Source organism: Clostridium sp. Marseille-Q5894 (assembly GCF_946902305.1).
Classification (GTDB): domain Bacteria; phylum Bacillota_I; class Bacilli_A; order Erysipelotrichales; family Coprobacillaceae; genus Thomasclavelia.
The window spans coordinates 1-21,191 of sequence record NZ_CAMPPT010000009.1 but is presented as its reverse complement, the minus strand read 5'-3'; the positions used below and the strand labels follow the sequence as shown (position 1 = coordinate 21,191).

At 31.3% G+C, this 21,191-nt stretch carries 12 protein-coding genes; 3 read left to right on the top strand and 9 right to left on the bottom strand.

Features of this window, described 5'->3' with window-relative positions; genetic code table 11:
• Positions 1-29 precede the first annotated feature (29 nt).
• Complete coding sequence (gene glpK, locus OC535_RS12470; RefSeq protein WP_024721333.1) at positions 30-1,523, bottom strand: glycerol kinase GlpK; 1,494 nt, start codon at positions 1,521-1,523, stop codon at positions 30-32.
• Between the two features lie 322 nt (positions 1,524-1,845).
• Between glpK and OC535_RS12465 the strand changes: the two genes are divergently transcribed.
• Together OC535_RS12465 and OC535_RS12460 are read left to right on the top strand one after the other, a co-directional pair.
• Entirely contained in the window at positions 1,846-2,652 is an 807-nt protein-coding gene (locus OC535_RS12465; protein WP_498823964.1) for a PD-(D/E)XK nuclease family transposase, read from the top strand.
• A 125-nt stretch (positions 2,653-2,777) separates the two neighbouring features.
• Positions 2,778-3,731, top strand: coding sequence for a PD-(D/E)XK nuclease family transposase (locus OC535_RS12460; RefSeq protein ID WP_498823963.1), 954 nt, complete (start codon positions 2,778-2,780; stop codon positions 3,729-3,731).
• Positions 3,732-3,833: 102 nt separating this feature from the next.
• Here OC535_RS12460 and OC535_RS12455 read toward each other — a convergent pair whose 3' ends face one another.
• Positions 3,834-5,075, bottom strand: a complete 1,242-nt coding sequence (locus OC535_RS12455; RefSeq protein WP_498822983.1) for an IS256 family transposase — start codon at positions 5,073-5,075, stop codon at positions 3,834-3,836.
• 995 nt (positions 5,076-6,070) lie between these two features.
• Here OC535_RS12455 and OC535_RS12450 point away from each other — a divergent pair.
• On the top strand, positions 6,071-6,355 hold the full coding sequence (locus OC535_RS12450; protein WP_498823962.1) for a transposase family protein: 285 nt from the start codon (positions 6,071-6,073) through the stop codon (positions 6,353-6,355).
• A 314-nt stretch (positions 6,356-6,669) separates the two neighbouring features.
• Here the strand turns inward: OC535_RS12450 and OC535_RS12445 are convergent, their stop codons facing one another.
• From OC535_RS12445 to OC535_RS12415, 7 genes are all read right to left on the bottom strand, one after another.
• Positions 6,670-13,038 carry a GH92 family glycosyl hydrolase gene (locus OC535_RS12445; RefSeq protein WP_498823961.1) on the bottom strand — a complete coding sequence of 2,123 codons (6,369 nt, stop codon included), beginning with the start codon at positions 13,036-13,038 and terminating at the stop codon, positions 6,670-6,672.
• Positions 13,039-13,226: 188 nt separating this feature from the next.
• Entirely contained in the window at positions 13,227-14,393 is a 1,167-nt protein-coding gene (locus OC535_RS12440) for a YibE/F family protein (RefSeq protein ID WP_498823960.1), read from the bottom strand.
• 48 nt (positions 14,394-14,441) lie between these two features.
• Positions 14,442-17,135, bottom strand: a complete 2,694-nt coding sequence (locus OC535_RS12435; RefSeq protein WP_498823959.1) for a purple acid phosphatase family protein — start codon at positions 17,133-17,135, stop codon at positions 14,442-14,444.
• A gap of 148 nt (positions 17,136-17,283) precedes the next feature.
• Positions 17,284-17,964, bottom strand: coding sequence for a DUF554 domain-containing protein (locus tag OC535_RS12430; RefSeq protein WP_024721328.1), 681 nt, complete (start codon positions 17,962-17,964; stop codon positions 17,284-17,286).
• The gene (locus OC535_RS12425) at positions 17,961-18,629 is read right to left on the bottom strand and encodes an HAD family hydrolase (protein WP_024721327.1); all 669 of its coding nucleotides are present in this window, start codon (positions 18,627-18,629) and stop codon (positions 17,961-17,963) included. The genes OC535_RS12430 and OC535_RS12425 overlap by 4 nt, the downstream gene beginning before the upstream one ends.
• Before the next feature lie 433 nt (positions 18,630-19,062).
• Positions 19,063-19,737, bottom strand: coding sequence for an RloB family protein (locus tag OC535_RS12420; protein ID WP_498823958.1), 675 nt, complete (start codon positions 19,735-19,737; stop codon positions 19,063-19,065).
• Positions 19,724-20,962 carry an AAA family ATPase gene (locus OC535_RS12415; RefSeq protein WP_498823957.1) on the bottom strand — a complete coding sequence of 413 codons (1,239 nt, stop codon included), beginning with the start codon at positions 20,960-20,962 and terminating at the stop codon, positions 19,724-19,726. Before OC535_RS12415 ends, OC535_RS12420 begins: the two co-directional genes overlap by 14 nt.
• Between the last annotated feature and the right edge of the window lie 229 nt (positions 20,963-21,191).

Genomic DNA, 21,191 nt, shown 5'->3' with positions numbered 1-21,191 from the left:
TATCTCAAATTAGCTATTTTTGATATTCATTAAACATCTTTCCACATCAATGTAAAACGTACCGCTTTTGCCCAGCCATCTAATAATTTTTTTCTTTGATCATCTTTAATAACTGGTGTAAATTCTTGATCAAGCAGCCAGTTATTTTTTATTTCATCCTTACTTTTCCAAAAACCTACTGCTAATCCTGCCAAGTACGCTGCACCTAAAGCAGTAGTTTCAATTATTTGGGGACGATGCACTAAACAATTAGAAATATCACTTTGAAACTGCATTAAAAAATCATTAGCGCTAGCACCACCATCTACCTTTAAACATTTTAAATCAATTTTTGTATCTTCCAGCATCGCCTGAATAACATCATTAGTTTGATAGGCAATTGATTCTAATGCCGCTCTAATGAAATGTTCTTTGCCAGTTCCTCTTGTCAAGCCAACGATCGTTCCTTTAGCATATGGATCCCAATAAGGAGCTCCTAATCCGGTAAAAGCCGGAACTAAATATACACCATTTGTATCATCTATTTTTGTCGCATAATCACTTGATTTAGGTGCACTTTTAATCATTCTTAAACCATCTCGCAACCATTGCATTACTGCTCCACCAACAAATACACTTCCTTCTAAAGCATAATTCACCTCATTATTATCACTAGCAGTAATAGTCGTAATCAAGCCTTTTTTTGATTGATATATTTTATTACCTGTATTCATCAATAAAAAACAACCTGTACCATACGTATTTTTGGCTTCTCCAGCTTCAAAACAACATTGACCAAATAATGCCGCCTGCTGGTCTCCAGCTGCTCCACAAACAGGAATACTTCCACCTAAAATTCCTTCTTTGCTGTAACCATAAATACAGCTAGATGGTTTAACCTCCGGTAACATACTTTTAGGTATTTTAAAATATGCCAATAATTCTTCATCCCAACATAAATTTTTAATATCAAACAACATCGTTCTTGAGGCATTTGTATAATCAGTAACATGTACTTTACCATCTGTTAAATTATAAATCAGCCAAGTATCGACTGTTCCAAATAACAATTTATCTTCATTCGCCAATTGTCTTGCACCAGCAACATTTTCTAATATCCAGGCAATTTTAGAAGCCGAAAAATATGCGTCAGGTATTAATCCCGTTGTTTCAATAACTTTCTTTTCTAAGCCATCTTCTTTTAATTTATCAATCATTTCAGCAGTCCTGCGACATTGCCACACAATTGCATTATAAATCGGTTCCCCTGTTTCTTTATTCCAAACAATGGTAGTTTCTCGTTGATTAGTTATTCCAATTCCTACAAAATCTGTTGCCTTTGTATGACTTAACGCCTGAGCTTCAATCATCACTGATAACTGTGATGACCATATTTCTAATGGGTTATGCTCTACCCATCCTGGTTTAGGAAATATTTGTTGAAATTCTTTTTGCGCTTTAGCAACAACCCTTCCTTGATGATCAAAAATTATACACCGTGAACTCGTTGTACCTTGATCTAAAGCCATAACATATTTAGACACTATTCTTTCCTCCTTTAAACTAAATGAAAATGTTATCATTTAAATAATTCTATCATAAATAATTATTGCTGACAGCAAAAAACATCTCTGTAATTTTTTGCCATAAAATATTTCTATAAAAAAGAAGTAATTTCTCTAATTATCTTGTAAAAGATAATGAGGAGGAAAAAATATGATTCATGAAAAAACTATTATCGATAATAATAATGTTCGCTTTAGTAATGACCTGTTTTTTTAATACCTGCTTTCCAGAGATACTTTAGAATCTATAAAACTGAGAAAGTTTATCGTTAAATCTGTCACCCATCTTGACTGTCAACAGATGATCGTTAAAAATCCCGAAATCAATCAAAATACGGTCCTCGCTAAAAATATTATCCTTGATATCTGTGCTGTTGATGAAAAAGGCAGAGTCATTGATATCGAGATGCAAATGGCTGGCAATAGTAATAGCGAGAGTACCCGCTTTCAGTTCTATGGGGCCAGACTGTTAGTAGAACAGGTCGATACCGGTGAAAAATATCATCAGCTAAGACCGGTATATCAAATCATCTTTATCAATGAAGATGATGATTGTTTGATCAAAGATTATGCGTTTCGAGATGATCAGGGAGAGCTGGAAAAAGAAAATCTTAATTACCGCTATTTTATCAAGATGAAACATATCGATAAAATCATCAAAGAAAAAGGAATTGAAGGATTAAATGATCTAGAAAGATTATGTTATTTGTTTATAAAAAATGAATACACTGCTATAATGAAGGAAAGAGAAGAAGATATAGTGGAGATGGTGATAAAGATGTATGACAAGTTTAGAAGTAATGAGCCGATATGGTCATTAGCGAATCAGTTAGCGTTAGCGAAGCTTAGAACAGAATCCTTAGAGATGGAGCGCGAAGAAAAGACAGCCAAAAGAATCGAAGAAGGAATCAAAAAAGGCATCGAGCAAGGTATTGAAAGAGAAAAACGTAATCGCTGTATAAAAATGTTAGAAAAGCGTTACCAAAAAGATTATTCAAAATGGATAGAAGGCTTGAGTGAAAAGCAAATAGAATTAATATATGAATATATATTTGAAGAAGATGATTTTGAAGTATTTAAACAAAGGATAGAAGCTGGTAAATATTAGTGATAAAAAATAAATGGACAAAACATTAAGCAGTTTTGTCTGTTTATATTTTTATTTGAATATTTTTCAATTTATAAAAGCAATTCTCCTTTTTAGATTGTAAAAGATAATGAGGAGGAAAAAATATGATTCATGAAAAAACTGTTATCGATAATAACAATAATGTTCGCTTTAATAATGACCTGTTCTTTAAATACCTGCTTTCCAGAGATACTTTAGAATCTATAAAACTGAGGAAGTTTATCGTTAAATCTGTCACTCATCTTGACTGCCAACAAATGATCGTTAAAAATCCTGAAATCAATCAAAATACGGTCCTCGCTAAAAATATTATCCTTGATATCTGTGCTGTTGATGAAAAAGGCAGAGTCATTGATATCGAGATGCAAATGGCTGGCAATAGTAATAGCGAAAGTACCCGCTTTCAGTTCTATGGTGACAGACTGTTAGTAGAACAGATCGATACTGGTGAAAAATATCATCAGCTAAGACCGGTATATCAAATCATCTTTATCAATGAAGATGATGATTGTTTGATCAAAGATTATGCGTTTCGAGATGATCAGGGAGAGCTGGAAAAAGAAAATCTTAATTACCGCTATTTTATCAAGATGAGACATATCGATAAGATCATCAAGGAAAAAGGAATCGCAGAATTAAATGATTTAGAAAGATTATGTTATTTGTTTATAAAAAATGAATACACTGCTATAATGAAGGAAAGAGAAGAAGATATAGTGGAGATGGTGATAAAGATGTATGACAAGTTTAGAAGTAATGAGCCGATATGGTCATTAGCGAACCAGTTAGCGTTAGCGAAGCTTAGAACTGAATCCTTAGAGATGGAACGCGAAGAAAAGACAGCCAAAAGGATTGAAGAAGGAATCAAACAGGGTATCGAGCAAGGTATTGAACAGGGTGTTGAGATTGGAAAAAAAGAAATGCTTGTTGAATTACTCAAGGGAAGATATCAAAAGGATTGTAGTAAATGGATAGAAGGCTTGAATGAAAAACAAATTAAATTAATATACGAATATATATTTAAAGAAGAGGGAATGTCAAGAAATTTGTGTAAGTAATTTTATTAAATTGTCGGGAATGTCAAGAAATTTGTGTAAGTAATTTTATTAAATTGTCAAAGAACTATAGAAATGACTTATATCGAGTATATATAGGTCATTTTATTTTTCTAAATATTTTTGGATTCTTGTTGAAAATCTATCATCCATCATTAATTGATTCATAACCATTGCCCAATTTGATACACGCCCACCTGACCATTTTTTCGATAATTCAAGAACTCTTAAATATAACACTTTTAATACCGCTGTCTCATTTGGAAATGCTCCTTTTTTTATGACCTTTCTAAAACTTGAATTGACACTTTCAATTGCATTGGTTGTATACATAACTTTTCTGATGGCTGATCCATAATCAAACAGCTGTTCTACATGATGAATGTTCCTTTCCCATACATCAACTGCTCCCGGATATTGTTTCCACTCATTCTTGAATGTTTCAAATGCGTTTTTGGCCGCCTTTAAACTAGGAGCTCCATAAACTTTTTTCAATGATTGTGTAAATCGCTTATAATCCTTGCTTGGGACATATTTAATAGAATTCCTTATAAGGTGGACAATACATCTTTGTACCACAACATTGGGAAATATTGCTTTCGCACCATCTTCAAGTCCACTAACACCATCCATAGATATAAAGAAAACATCTTCCACACCTCTCGCTTTGATTTCATCAAAAATCTGCATCCATTTATGCTTGCTTTCTGTCTCGTTTAACCATAACCCCAGTATTTCCTTGTTTCCATTGATGTCATAGCCTAAAACAGCATATACAGCATATTCCTTTACCTCATAATCATTTCTTACTGTCACATATAAACAGTCAACAAACAAGAATGCATAACATTGAGATAGTGGTCGGTTTTGCCAGTTTTCCAGTTCAGGAATGATAGCATCGGTTATATCGGAAATCATTTCATGAGAAACCGAAAATCCATAGATATCTTCAATTGTGGTTGATATATCTCTTTGAGACATTCCTTTTGCATACATTGAGATGACTTTATTTTCAATGTCCGAAACATCTCTCGTTCTCTTAGGAATAATTTGCGGTTCAAAAGATGCCTCCCTGTCTCTAGGTATATTAATATCTAATTCTCCTCTTGATGTTTTTATTTTTTTAGGAGAATAACCATTTCTTCTGTTTAATGTCTTTTTTTCTTCTTTACTGTTAGATGCATAACCAAGATGGTTGTTCATTTCTCCCTGAAGCATTGATTCAAATAATGGTCCAAAAATATCTTTTAAAGCTTCATCCATATCCTGTGCTGATTGTGGATTATAAGTATCAATAATTTGTTGAGCCAAAGCTACTGTTTTTGGATCTCTTTTTATTCTTGCCATATTTCATTAACCTCCATATTTTTAATTTTGATAATAAGAAAAGTGTGTAGCAGTAATATAACACATATTACTTACTTACACACTTTATTTTACACTCCCAGAAGATGATTTTGAACAATTAAAGCAACTAGTAGATAATATATATGGATTTGTCGACAAAAATGTGTAGATTATTTTAGAGGATAAAGGAAGTATTTATAAAAAGTACTTCCTTTATCTCAATAGTAGAAAACGTTTTCTAGTAATCGGTGTATCATATCACGCCCCATCATCCATTTCTAATCAATTATATATCCAGCTGTTTACTCATTTTTTAAGAGATCATTGACTCTTAAATGTAATACCTTCTATCATCAACAATAAAAAAACATGATATATTTGTTTTTTTATAGAATTTATTTTTGTAATTAATATACATAGTAAAATTCATTTTTAATTAAATAATTGTATTGAATAAACTCTTGTTATTAATTAAATTTCAAATACTGTCTTAATATACTTTTAATTACATAGATCTTACCAATGTTTAAGGGTATCTAATTTTATCGATACCCTTAAACATTTTCTTTAATTATTTTGTTTTACTTATTTTTTATTTGTTGCAGTCTTTTTACAGCTTTTAAAATATCTTTATCCTCTCTTAATTTTTCTACAGTATCATTTAAGCTATTTGACAATTCTTTTAATTCCCTCATATTCCTTCTCCTCCTAATTGATTATTGTATCATGAAATACTTGACTAGTTTTTTATAGACTTAATTGGACTAAAAACAAGTTTAGAATATTAATAAATAGAAAAAGATCATCAACCATTAAATAGGGTTCTTTCCGATATCTAAATTAGTGTGGGGTCGACCCCTAGGTATAAAGTTTCATGGGGTCGGCTTTTTTTGTACTTTAAACTTTCGTGGGGTACTCTTATAGTATGAAAAAATCCTTTCATGATATGATTGTTTTTGCAGATACAACCATATTTGAAAGGAGAGTGTTATCTCATGGATTATGATACTATAAATTTATTGGGTTTACAACCTGACAATATTCAAGATATCAATATTGTTAGATCTCGCGATATTATAAACATTAATGTTACTTTAACTAAAAAGATTAAATCCTGCCCCTGTTGCAGTAGTTTGAATGCTAATGTTAAAACCTATAAATCAAAGAAAATTACTCATTCTATTTTCAACACTAATAAAACCGTCATCAATTACAGATGTAGAAGATTTATATGTAAAGACTGTCACAAAAACTTTAAAAAACAGATAATAATTAAATAAAATGGTTGTTTCGGCATATTAAAAGTATCATTCTTGACCCCACGGTATTGAATGATACTTTTTCAACTATAAACAGAAGTGGGGTCACCAAAACCCCACTTTATTTTAGAGTCTCATTTTTTAAAACCCCACGGAAATTTAGAGACCCGTTCTTTCTTACTTTAGGGTAAACATTAAAAAAGAGATTTCTTAAATGATTATTAAATATGATCATTTTTTGAAATCTTTTCTTTTTTAATTACCCATTATCGAGTAAGAACCAAATAGGTTCATGATCTCTTTTTTATTAACAAATTATTGCATACCAATAAAAATTAGCTTAATTCTTTTTTCTTTCTTAAAATTATTACAGCTGATAATAATAATCCTATTGCAAAAATCCTAATATTTATTTCATCACCAGTAGCTACACTTGCTGTTGTATCACCGGCTTTTACTGGATTGCTTGCTTCATTTACTTCTAATCCAGCCATTGCTTTTGTTAAAGCTTCTTTAGCATTATCCACTTCTGCCTGTGTTGCTTCTGGATCATCTAATACGGCATTTGCTTTTTCCAATGCTTCTGCCATCACTGACCATGTTTTTGCACTGTAATTTGCAGCATTTAAGCTATTTGCCTTATTGATCAATCCTTGTAATAGATCCTTATTTGGAATTAATCTTAAGTCTAAGTATGCTTCAATTAAAGCTTTATAAGCACTATCTACTTCTGTTTGTGTTGCATTTGGATCTTCTAATACGGCTTTAGCATTTGCCATTGGCTCTGCTAAGTTGGCAACACTTCCTTCTGTATATAGACTCTTATCTAAGCCATTTACTTTGTCATATGCTTCTTGTAATTTTGTTTTATCTACTTTGATTACTAAGCTTGTCATGGCATCTTTTAAGTTATTTAACGCTTCTACTACATCAGCTTCTAAAGCATTTTCATCATTCATGACTTCAATTGCTGCATCTAAGGCTTCTTTGAATCCTGCCCATGAATCTGGTGTGTAGTTTTCTTCTACATAATTATTTGCTTCATTGATCAAGGCTTCTAAAGCAGTCTTATCACCTTTTACAAATTCCAACATATGAATCGCATTAGCTAAACGATAGAATGAAGTATCAATTGTTGTTTGATCTGCATTTGTATCAGCTAAAATACTTTCAGCCTCTGCTAATGCGCTTTCAAATTCTGTTACTACCGCTGGTACGACATTGTCTAAAGCTCCTTGAGCTTTTAATGTATTAGCTGTATCTACAGCCATTTGTAATGCTGTTTTATCACTTTCAACTGCTATTTCTAATTGATCAATTGCATTTTGTAATAAAGTTATTTGGTTATCAATTACTTCTTGAGTCACAACATTACTATCAAGAATAATTTTTGTACTATCCATAACTTCTTTAAAGCTATTAAATGATGATTCAGTATACATATTCTGATTATCTAGAATCACTAAACTTTCTTGATACAATGCCTCTAAGCTTGTTTTATCATAATCTAATTCTTTAAAACTAAACCAGTCTATATTAGCAATATATTTACTACTATCACTACCTGCCATCACTACATATAAATCATGGTTACCACTAATTACTTGATCTAATGTAACTGTAGCAACTTGATAATCTGACCAGCTGCTTTGACGTCCTGGTAAATTTATTGATGCAAAAGGAGTTCCTTCTGGACTATCCAAATAGAAATCTAACCGAGCATCACTATTGCAGCGACTAGTGTTATTAGCATAACGAACTGAAATTTCGCTTAATCCTTTACCATCAAAATTTAAATTACTATATTTTAACCAGTCCCCTGGGAAAGTATGAGCAATGTTTATTAACGAATTATTTTCTAAATCTTTAGATGTTTCGATTTGTAAACCACTTGACATCTCTGTCTTATTTTCAGCTTCTAGTTGTCCATAACTTGATTTAGGCGCCTCATTAAAACGAATCCAGTCAAAATTACCTACATATGGATAACTGCTGCTTACATCTGCTTTCATTACTACATAAACATCATGTCTACCAGTAATTGAACCATCTAAAATAGCAGTAGTAGTATTATAAACACTCCAATCACTTCCTGTTACTGGAAGTAAAACAGTAGCCGCCGGATTATCTTTGATCTCATCTAAATATATTTCTAAACGCGCGTTACTTCCACAGCGACTAGAATTATTTACATATCTAACATCGATTGAATTTAAGCCTTGACCATCAAATTCCATATCACTGTATTTTATCCAAGCGCCATCATAAGTTCCGCCGATATTAGTTAAACTATCACCATTACTATCTTTACTTGTTTCAACTTTTAAATTTCCGCCACTCCATTGATCATAGTCTTCAAATTGATAAATTCCGTATGTTTTATCACTAGTTTTAAGAGCGAAAATTACTTTAACATCATGATTTTGAATAACATTTTTTAATGTATATTGATTTGAATTAAGATCATAGTCAACTTCTTGACCATCGACTAAAACTTGTTTAACCATGTAACCATCATCTGGTGTAAAAGTAAGAGTTACATCACCATTAGCAACAGGTGCCGGAACACTAACAAAACCATTACCTTCACTGACAACATTTAATTCTAAAGCTTTTACAAATCTAAAATAATCAACATTGGCAACATATGTTTTATTAGCTTCACTACCAACAAATTGCAAATAAACTGTATGAATTCCTTCAATACTACTATCTAACTTAATTGAATTAGTTACATAACGACTCCAGTTTGTTCCCGTTGGAGGAACAGTAATTGTTGTAACTGGGGTACTATCCATGCTATCAAGATAAACATTAACTTTAGCATCTTTAAATGTATCTTTTATTTGACCAGCATATCTGATTTCAAAAGTATTTTCACTACCATCAAATTTAATATTTTTATATGCTGTCCAAGAATTATTAGTAACACCACCAATATTCGAACCGTCATTAACGATTCCTGAAGATTTATCATTAAATTCTTCAGCTTCGATTCGTTCATTAGCATTTAAAATCAATTCACTATTAAATCTTACATAATCTAAATTAATAATATATGGGTTACTTGAAGATGTCGTTCCTTTCAATACAAAATATACATCATGAATTTCCCCATTTAATTTACTAGCATCTTCGATCATTGTTGTTATTTCTTGATAATCATTCCAGCTAGAACCAGTTGCTGGTAGATCGATCGTCTGTACTAGTGGACCATCATAACTATCTGTATGGATTTCAATTCGAGCATCACTTGCACAACGAGTACTATTATTGACATAACGAATTGTAAAACTACTTACATCCTGTTTTGTAAAGTCTAGTTTTTCATATGCTATCCAGGCATTATCATAAGTTCCCCCTAGATTCATACTTTCATTTTTCAATCCATTACCAGAATTAAGATCACTTGATTCGCCTTCTAATTGATTAAAACCATCTTGTGAAGTTTTTAAATCATAGATTGCATTACTTAAATTCAAATATGCTGTTTGTAATTCTTGATTATCACCAGTTTCTAATAAACTAGCAGCATTAGTTATTTCAGTCTTTAATTTTTGATAACTTGTCTTTGTATAATCATCTTCATGATATCCATTAGCCTGGTCAATCAAATTAGCTAATTTTAATTTCCAGTCAGTTATAAAATCAAGTACTAAAGCTTGTAAACCACCATATGAACTATTTGTTATCATATTAGCATTTCCACTTACAAAAGCATTATCCTGGAAACTTATTTTAATATCACTAACTTTTTGATCATGGCTTAATGCCTTACCAGTAAATGATAATTTTACTTTAGTATCGCTAACTTTAATTACTTGAGGTGTTAAACCTTCAGGAACATTAGCAAAAACAACTTTTTTACTGTTTACAAAATCTTCTCCATTATCCCCAGTAAACATATCTCCAGTTAGTTCAATCGCCACTTCACCATTGATACTTCCATCATTAGCTTCATTTTCTGGTAAAGAACTTTGGCTATATGTCAACATTGGATCTTCAAAATTAACTCTTAAATTAACAGTTTTATTATTACTATCGATTGCTTCAGCAAATAACTGATCACTAAATGTTACTTGTAAATTATCAATACTAGCTAATATATCATGTTTATCTGCTTTACCTTCTAATGATAATGTTAAATTATGTTCATCTACCAGCTCAGTTTTCAACGTTAAACCACTAGGAATATTTTGGGCAGTGATCATTGTTTCATCAATTGAATTAAAAGTTGTATTTTTAACATTAACATTTATTACATCACTGATCGTTCCATCATTAGCTTCACTTTCATTAAATGTCTTCGTAGAAAAACTAATATTATCATCACTATAAATAGATGTATCTACATAATCACTGCTTGAAAATGCAGCAGCACTGTCTTCACCCCATGATGATGGTGTATTGGACATATTAAAACTTAATGTTCCCCCTCTAATGATCTGTGAATAATCTAACCATGTTTGATTAAATTCTTGACCATTTAAAGTTGCTGATTGAATATAAAAATTATCACTAGATACATTATTAGCTTCTATCGTAAATGTTTTACCATTTCCAACATCAAGAGTCATTTTTTCAAAGAAAGGTGTTCCAATTTGATATGTTGTATCACCTGGCGTTAATGGGAATAAGCCCATTGCTGCCCCGACAAACATTGATGCCATAGTACCTGCATCATCATCCATTGTTTCCATTAATCCTTGAGGATCTAATTTATATACTTTTTCAAAACGTGGTGGATTATATTCGCCCGTACCACTATAACGATTCCATGTTTCCTTAGTATATATTTGTCTGATCCAATATTGGGTTTTACTAGGTTTACCAGCATAGTTAAATAAATAAGGGGTATGTAAATCAATTTCATTCGTATTAGTATGTAACATAGCTTTACCATTATTTGGATCTTGTTCCCCAAATAAATATGATAGAGCTGTTAAAGCATTTTCTTTACCACCCATCGCATTCATCAAACCATTTACATCATTAGAATCCCACCAGGTATATTGCCATAAAGTTCCTTGATACAAACCATTATCACCATAACGTTCAGGATCAGCGCTCATCCAATTGCCATTTGCATCTTTAGGCCATAAAATACCCATATCACCAACAGCGTTTTCACGATATAAATTTAAATAATTAAATGATCTTTTTAAATACTTTTGATAATCATCTTCTTTACCTAATTGTTTTGCCAATAAAGCAATAGCCCAATCATCATAAGAAAATTCAACTGTTTTATCTACTCTACCAGGTACATATCCTAAAGCCTCAACTTCGCTGTTAACTGTTGCATCAGCAATTTCTTTGGCTTTTTGATAAGCTGGTAATAAATTTTCATAATCAATGTATCCCTTAGCTGCCCCATCAGCTAATAAAGCTACCGCATGTTCCGTTCTTACTGTTGGGACTGTTTGACTATCGATTCCCCAAGTTCCGATTCCTGTAGTCATAGTATCAGCTAAAGAACGAATAATGTCTTTATAAACATCTGGTACTACTAGACCGATCATTGGATATTTTCTAAAATCATCCCATAATGTCCATGAATCATAATGGACATAATCATTAGCCTCATAAACTTTACCATCAGTAGCCCGATAAGTATTACTTGTACTTGTCGCATTTACTGGTGTCATAAACATCCGATATAAATGGGTATAAAATAATTTTTTCAATGAACCATCAGGATCACTTTGAGCTGAGTTTTCGATTTTGATTTTTCCTAATACATCATTCCAAGCATCTTTAGCATCAGCTTTAACTTGATCAAAATCCCAATCTGGTATCTCATTATGCATATCAATTTTAGCCTGTTCACTGCTTACAGTTGAAAGACTAACTTTGATTCTAACTGGTTCGTTACTTTTAGCATCAAAATTCAAAATGACACCTAGATCATTTCCAGTTTGACTATCTTTATCATAAAGCCGACTACCATTCCATGTTTTAAATGAACTTACTTTTTGTTGCGTTTCTAAATAAAAATATAGTGTATATTTTCCATGACCACTAACATTTTTTCCACTAAAACGACCACTTATTGCAGTAAAATCATCATTAGAATCATCAATTTCCATCACTGCATTACGAATATCTGTGCCGTGATATGTATAGTTCAAATCGACTAATAGTGATACACTGCCATCTTCAGGAAAAGTGTATTGATGAAAGCCCGTTCTAATTGCACTTGTCATTTCTGCTTTAATTTTTCCTAAGCTTTCATTATCAACAGCGTTTTCATCACTACCTGTTTTAGGTGTTAATTCTACTTCATAATATCCTGGTGTTGCACTTTCTTGATCATGTGAGTACAACATTGCTTTACTGCTCGCTTCAGGACGTCTTGTATAATTTACATAAGTCGGTGTAATTAAAACATCACCACCAGCACCTTGTCCACCTACGCCTTCAACTCGAGTATGTGAAAATCCGGCAATTCTGTTTTTACTATAGTCATATCCCGCATGATCATCATTAGTATGGGGATAAGTATCCGGACTAAGTTTTACTAACCCATAAGGAACAACACTACCAGGAAATTGTTGTCCATAGTCGACATCAGTTCCCACAAAAGGATCAACATATTGAGTGTAATCTTCGTCATCTGTACTTTCCTTTGCCATAACCGGAATATAGCTAGTAATCATTGTCACGACTAAAGCAATAATTGCTAGTTTTTTAAATTTTTTCATCGTATCCTCCTTTATATTTTTAATCTGATCTTCCTGATATATCAATTTTATCATGAGACATATCTTTAAATAAGGTAGTAAATTTGTAACTTTTTTTTACAAAAATAAGCAATTAATTAATTTATTTGAGATAATTTTTATATTGAGAAAGATGAAAAGATTATTAATAGGAATAAAAAATTCTATACTTAATCAATCAGTAACTCTTCATCCTCATTATTTTTAATCAAGATCATCGTTGCAATAAAGGAAGCAATCGGTACTGTTAAAACGATTCCTAAAGTCCCCGCAATTCCTTGAGCAAATTCAATTGCAATATAATTAGAATTCAATAGCTGTAAAGCATCGACATTATATGAAAATAACACTAATAACGATATAAAAGCACTTCCCGTAAAAGCCAAAATCAATGTATTAGTCATTGTTCCGATCATATCCTTACCAATTTCAATTCCCGAATTAAACAACTCTTTTCGCGTTAAATTAGGCTGATGATGATATACCTCGTATAACGATGAAACAATTGACATCCCAACATCCATGATTGCTCCTAATGAAGAAATTAAAATTCCCGCAAATAATATTTCTTTGATCTGTAAATTAGTCGCTCTTGTAATCAAGACCAAACTCTCAGCTTCATCACTACTAAAACCATTAATACTTAAAATAAGCGACATCAAATAAAAACATCCTGCACTTAAAACAACGCCTAAGATCGTTGAAATTATTGCTCCATAAGTTTTTTTAGATCTACCATTCAACAACATTAAAGTTACGATCGTTGAAAGAATCACACAAATCACACTCATAAATACGGGCGGATAACCAGAAAATACCGTTGGTAATAAAAAGAAGATAACTAAATATAAAGTATAAGCTAAACCAATAATTGATTTTACCCCTTTTCCTTTACCTATCGTAATAACGGCCATAAATAAGATCAATGTAAATATGATCATTCCTAAACTACGATCAAAATTATAAACCGTATAATACGCATCAATTCCATCTGGTTCATCAGCCGAAATAATAACTTTAGTTCCCACTTTAACTTCAATGTTGTGAGCAGCCGTTAAATAGTTATCCATCGTCACCGTCTTTCCTTTGTTCTTTCCTGCTAAGATTTCAACTTTAACAACCTGCTTACCAAGATTAATTTTTAACTCTTCATCGTATTCAATACTACTGCTGGTCACTTCAACAACTTCTCCCTTAACAAAATCAGTAGTATCATTATTAACTCTTGAATAATCTTTTTTTAAATAATTATTAAATAATAATGAGACTATCATCGTCAATAAAATAACTATTATTACAATTTTATTTTCTTTCAATTCCTTAATAAACTTTTCCATGTATTACCTCTAAAAATATAGTGGTAATATCATTACCACTATATCTGTCTAATTCTCTTGATTATTTTTTCTTGATTTAAATATAATTACTGAACATCCTAAAGCCGTAAATAACAATGTTCCATAAGCTAATAGATCATTATTATCACCAGTAGCTACTTTATCACCTTTTTTAACAGATGTACTTGTTGCTGGTTTTGTCGTTGTGTTTTCAACTTTATTAGTTTCATTCATTACCATACTTTCAAGAACTTTACTTAATGTTGTTTGAGCATCAGTAACTTGTTCTTCAGTTGCATTTTCATTTTCTAAAACTTCACGTGCTGAATTTATGGTATTTTGTAATAGGTTCCAGCTTGCTTCACTATAATTTTCGCGTTTTAAACCTTCAGCTTGTTTAATTAAATCATTCAAAAGATCTTTATTAGGGATCAATCTTAAATCAATGTATGCTCTTACTAAAGCTTCTTGCGTTTTTGTAATTTCATCCTGCATTGCATTTTCATCAGCTAACACTTCTTTTGCTTTTTCGTAAGCTGGTAACATTGTCTGCCAAGTAGTTGGCGTATATTTAGTTTCATCTAGTCCCTCGATCGTTGTTACTATTTTTTGTAAAGCTTCTTTATCACCTTTTTTGAAATCTAAGAAATGCATGATGTAAGCCAAACGTGTTCCGGCATCATCGACTTGTTCTTGAGTAGCATTAGGATCATTATAAACATCTTTAGCATTAGCAAGAGCTGCCATAAATTCATTTGCTACTACGGGAACTAAAGCATCGATATCAGTTTGACTGATCTTATCAGCTTCTTCAATAGCAATTTTCAAGAACGCTTTATCAGCTGCTGCTGCAACAGTTTTATTAATTGTAAAAGTATCTAATGTTGCCCAATTATCACTATTAGCATCATATAAATAAGTTGTTACTTTAAATTGATCATCACTTACTTCAATATTTGAAATCGAACGTTGTTTAGATTGATCCATCTTAGCCACGAATTCTGTACTAATATTAGTTTTAATATTATAATACTTACTTCCTGAAGCTGAATTTGCGGTTACATATAAGATACCATCAGGATCAGTTACACTATCAAGGTTACTTGTATCAGTAACTACCTGCATTCCTTTCATGATATTACTGCGAACATAAACATGGTCATGTCCCATTAAAACAACATCAATTCCTAAATCATCAAATACTGGTGTTAATTCTTCACGACGTTGTAAAATATCACTTTCAACCGCATGACTAGCTACTGAATATACTGAATGGTGGAAGACCACGATTTTCCAACGAACATTTGGATTAGCATTGATTGCTTCTTCCATAAATGCTTTATGTTGAGCTGTTGACATATTATTGGTATTAATATCCATGAATAAAGTATTATTGTAAACATACCAATAATCACTTCCAGCAGTAGTGGCACCTTTATCACTAACATTTGGTAAATTGAAATGTTGTGAGTAAGCATTTGAACTTGAATCATGGTTACCAATAGTTGTTGCCTGAGGAACATTGGTAAGTTCTTCATGTTCTAAATAACCACTATATTGAGACTCGCTGCTAGCTGTATTTACCTGGTCACCAGCTGATAAAATGAAGTTTGGATTGAATTTATCAACAGAATCTTCTAATGTTTTACCCCATCCTTCAGTATCACTTGCTTCATTTCCACTAGCACCAATTTGAGGATCTCCGGCAAAGACAAAGTTATAACTTCCATCAAAATCCTTTGTTGTAAAATCATAAGTTTGACTTACTTTATCACCATTTACGATACGATATACATATTTAGTATTTTCTTCTAGATTTGTTATAGTTGCCTGATTGTAGTAGAAACCATTATCATTTGATTGATCACTAGTAGCATTGATTGAAACAAACTCACTTGGGAATTCACCATTGATCATCGCTCCAGCTTTAGCTAATTGAACCACTCCAGCTTCACTAGTATTTGCATACCAGGTAAGATTCATTTCTGATTCGTTTTCACCAACTGTTAAGTTAAGAGCTTTTTGTTCAACTTCTACTTCCGGTTCCCCATAATTCATTTGTAAATTAGCAAATTCTAAATACATATCAGAACTGCTGGCTCTTCCCTGATGAAGTTCTACAGCAATAACATTTTCACCAGTTTTTAAAACATCTGTTAATTGTTCTTTAGTTAGATTGATTTCACCAGTTTTTGGTGTGCTAGCGTTAGAACCACCATAAGACATATTTGAATCAAAACCACCAGCTGGTTCATCAAATGCGGCTACTTTTACCCCATTGATATAAACGATAGCTGCATCATCGTAATAAAGATTACCAGTAATTGAAGATAGATTATCTAAACTATCAATATTTACTGTTGTTCTAAAAAAGAATGCTGGAATATCGTCATTAGTTCCTTCAATATATTGATTTAATAATACGGTTGGTGTAAAGTTACCACCTAAACTAGCTAATTGACCATTTTTAGCACCAAATTTACCAGCTGCACTTTTCCAGTCAGCATCTTGATAATCAGCTTTAGTCCAGGCAGTGCGATCTGTAGTGCTACCAGGATCAACGTTGTTATCTAAATATTTCCATGTTGTTGAAGCATTGATCAAATTAACTGCTTCAGTTGTTTTTACAGTATCAGCATATGTAGGTAATACTTGATAGCTGTTAGCTACATAACCGGTACCCATTAATAATGCTAAAGTTGCCATTGAAACTTTTAATGCTTTATTCTTTTGTTTTTTCATTTCCATTTCTCCTTGTAAAATTTTTACAGGCACATCTTAGCACTCAAAAATCCAGCAAACAATAGACTTTACTAACACTTAATTATTTTAACTTAATCTTAAAACAAAGAAAAAAATGTTATCCTAAAAATAACATTTCTTTAACAAATTACATAAACAAACATAAAATGATCGGTAAAAACATCGCCGGTAAATAATTCATCAATTTCAATTTCGTAATCCCTAATAAATTAAGTCCTGTCGCAATAATAACTAAAGATCCCACACAAGTCATCTCATTAATTACAGTCGTACTTAACAGGGGCGCAGCAGCTATCGCTAAAAGCGTCAATCCCCCTTGATAGACTAAAACAAATCCCGCTGACAACAATACCCCGATTCCTAAAGTCGAAGCAAAAATGATCGATGAACAAAAATCTAAAGTCGATTTAGTAAATAACATTGTATTATCACCTAAAAGACCGGCATTCATGGCCCCTACGATCGTCATTGAACCAATACAAAACAATAAACTAGCTGTAATAAAGCCCTGAGAAATACTATTCTCACTATTTTTCTTTGTAAACCGGTTTTCAATCTTTCTAACCCCACTATTAACATGTTTATCAATATCAACAGCCTCACCGATCAAAGTTCCTAAAACCATGGAAATAATCATCACTAGCGTATCTTCACCTTTAAAAGCACCACTAATCCCAATAAAAAGCGTACATAATCCTAATGCTTTCATCAACGCATCGCCAACTCGTTTAGGAATCCCCTTTTTTATCAATAAGCCAATACTTGCGCCAATAATAACCGCAGCTGTATTTACAATCGTTCCTATCATTTATTATCTCCTAAAATACTTGCAATCTCATCTTTAACTTCAAATAAAGACGGTAAAGTTTTATATGTAAGGGCTAAAATTTCTGGTCCATTAACAACGAGATCCGGTACACAAATAACTGGTATTCCAGCATTATGGCTAGCCATAATACCATTACAAGAATCCTCTAATACTAATGCCTCATCATTACTAATATTAAAATGTTTTAATACTCTTAAAAACAATTCTGGGTTAGGTTTACCATGAAGCACCGCATCACCGCCAATCACAAAATCAAACTCATTTTCCATCTTTGATAACTCTAAATACTCATTGATCAAATCAATTGACGATGACGAAGCCACCGCAATTTTGATTCCCATTTCTTTTAAATAAGCTACCAGCTCTTTCAAACCCTTTTTGATTGGTAAGCCATATTCATAAAAATACTCCATTTTTAACTTCTTTGCTAAATCTCTTATCTCAAATACTGGATAATCATCACCAAACTTAGCCCTAACTTTAAGAACATGATCATGAACATTCATCCCTATCAATCCCATCTGAAATTCATCATCAACTATATAACCATACTTTTTAGCCGCTGTTTTAAAACACTTTGCCCCAATCGGTTCAGTATCAAACATCAACCCATCCATATCAAATATTACTACTTTTAACTCCATTTCCATCCTCCACAACAAAAGAGCGTATATACGCTCTTTTATCTTACTACATTATTTTAAATAAAACAATTATCACTAATTCTTTAAATAAATAACTTATTAATTCCTCATTAGATAAGGTGCAACATGAATTAATTTCCAGCATTGCATGATACGCAGCTGAGTAACAATTCCTCATTAGATAAGGTGCAACTATTATTTAATAATAATATTTCTATGAAAAAGCAAAAAGTAACAATTCCTCATTAGATAAGGTACAACTGAAAATTGAAAATAGAGGATTTACCCGATCCTGAATGGGTAACAATTCCTCATTAGATCTTGATGGATATAGGATTTAGATTGACCACAAAATATTACTCTAAACTCATTACTAAATAATATACGCACTCTCGTTTGTTATTTTGAATAAAATGAGTATTTGCTAATTCCTTTAATTTAAATAACCTATTAATTCTTCAACCAGTTGATACACAGTGTTCCCTGGAGAACATTTTGAGGGAGAAAGACTTGGTTTATAATTACTCATAAGTCTTTTAGAATTTCCTATAGCATTTTTAACACTTCCAACTTCACTACAAAATTTATAAATATTTGGATCATTTTTTTGATAATTATGATTATATCCATAATCATTATATATTTCTGTCATTTTTTGAAATAATACCTTCCGTGAAAGTGCACTATCTATATAACAAAAATGTAATAATAGCCATAATTCAAAACATTCATTACTCCATGCTACCTTATATTCCTTTGATTCAGCTTCCTTGATTGCTTTATCAAATTGTTCAAAATCATCTTTATCAAATACTATCCATATATTCTCATATATTATTTTTGCTTGCCTAACTCTTTTTTCAACAATATTTACTAATGATGTTGTATTTTGACCTTCACCAATAACATCAATAATTGGGATAGATTCTATTTTAATTTGACCACCTATTTTTTTCTGAATCTTTGTATTTAAACCATTAAAATAATTTGGCTCAGTTTCCTTACCTTCACAAATTATCAAATAAGAATGAGCATGTGGCTGCCTATTTTCAAATTTTCTTTTTCGTCTTTCGGCTCTCTTTTTCTTAAATATATCATCCTTCCCCATTATCTTCACTCCCTATTTCAAAATCCTTTAAATACGGTATTCCTCCATAAACACCACCCAAATAATCTTTTTCAAAAGACGCATCATTTCTTATTTTAAATTCAGCGAAAGAATACAATTTTGATATACCATATTGATCTTTTTGAGTAAACCATATTTGATCTCTTCTAAAAAATTTATTACTCAATAAAGTAACATCATGTGTAGTATATATCAACTGCGCACCAGTACTACTGTTATTAAACATATCAATAATAAACTTAAGCAACAATGGATGCAGTTTAATATTTAATTCATCAAAAAAAAGAGCTTGTCCACTAGCTATTACTACTTTAATTAAAGCATATAAAGCTAAACTTTTAACAGTACCAGCAGATTCATTATCTATATCTAGTTTATATTCATTATTATCTAATCCCTTATGATAAGTATAAATACTTACTTTATCTTTATCTTTCCTATATTTAATATCACTTATTCCAGATTCAATTGCTTCTAAATATTGCAATAAATTATCTTTTTCATTATCAATAAATGTAATTAAAATATCTACTAATAAATGAGAATACATATCATCAAACTCATCACAAAAAACAAGGACTTTAATAATGCTATTATAAACATCATTAAATAACTTATTTTTTAATTTAAGACGATTAAAAAAAGATAGCACTAAAACATCATTATCAATTTCATTTATATATTTTTGACACTCTTTTTTTATTGATGAACCTAATTCAATATTATCACTACTTCTTTCAAAAATTATCTTTTTTCGATTAGTTTCTAATGATGTTTGATACAACCATTCATAATTTATGCATTGATCATTATAACAATATCCATATTGATACTCCTTATCGCCAATAATAAAAATTAATTCAAACTCTGTATCTTCTTTTTCTTTGCAAAAAGCATATGGCTGATAATACTTCTTCAAAATACTATTACTATTTATTTCTTCAAAAGATTCATTATTTGCATTACTAAAAGAATCCCTAATAATTTTCCGAAAAAATCTAAACGCCATCAATATATTACTTTTACCACTTGCATTAGCACCATATATTGACATAACCTTTAAAAACTTTTCTTTATTTGAAACAAAAATTAAATTATCACTATGTTCTTTATAAGCATTAACTGCACTCCAATCTAAAATATTTTCATTCTTAAATGACATAAAATTTTTTACTGTAAATTGCACAAGCATAAAACTCACCATCCTACACCTCCAATATAGCATATTTCTTATTTTATAACAATTTTTTTGAGAAATTTACACAAATATGTCATTAAAAATCATTTAATAATTATAAAACACAAAAAAATAGTCAACATATTTTGACTATCTAAGGCTATTCAAATAATTTAGGGGTCACAACTTTAGGGGGCTACTTTGGGGGTCAACTTTAGGGGGATGGTCTTACAAAATAACTATTAAAAAAACAACA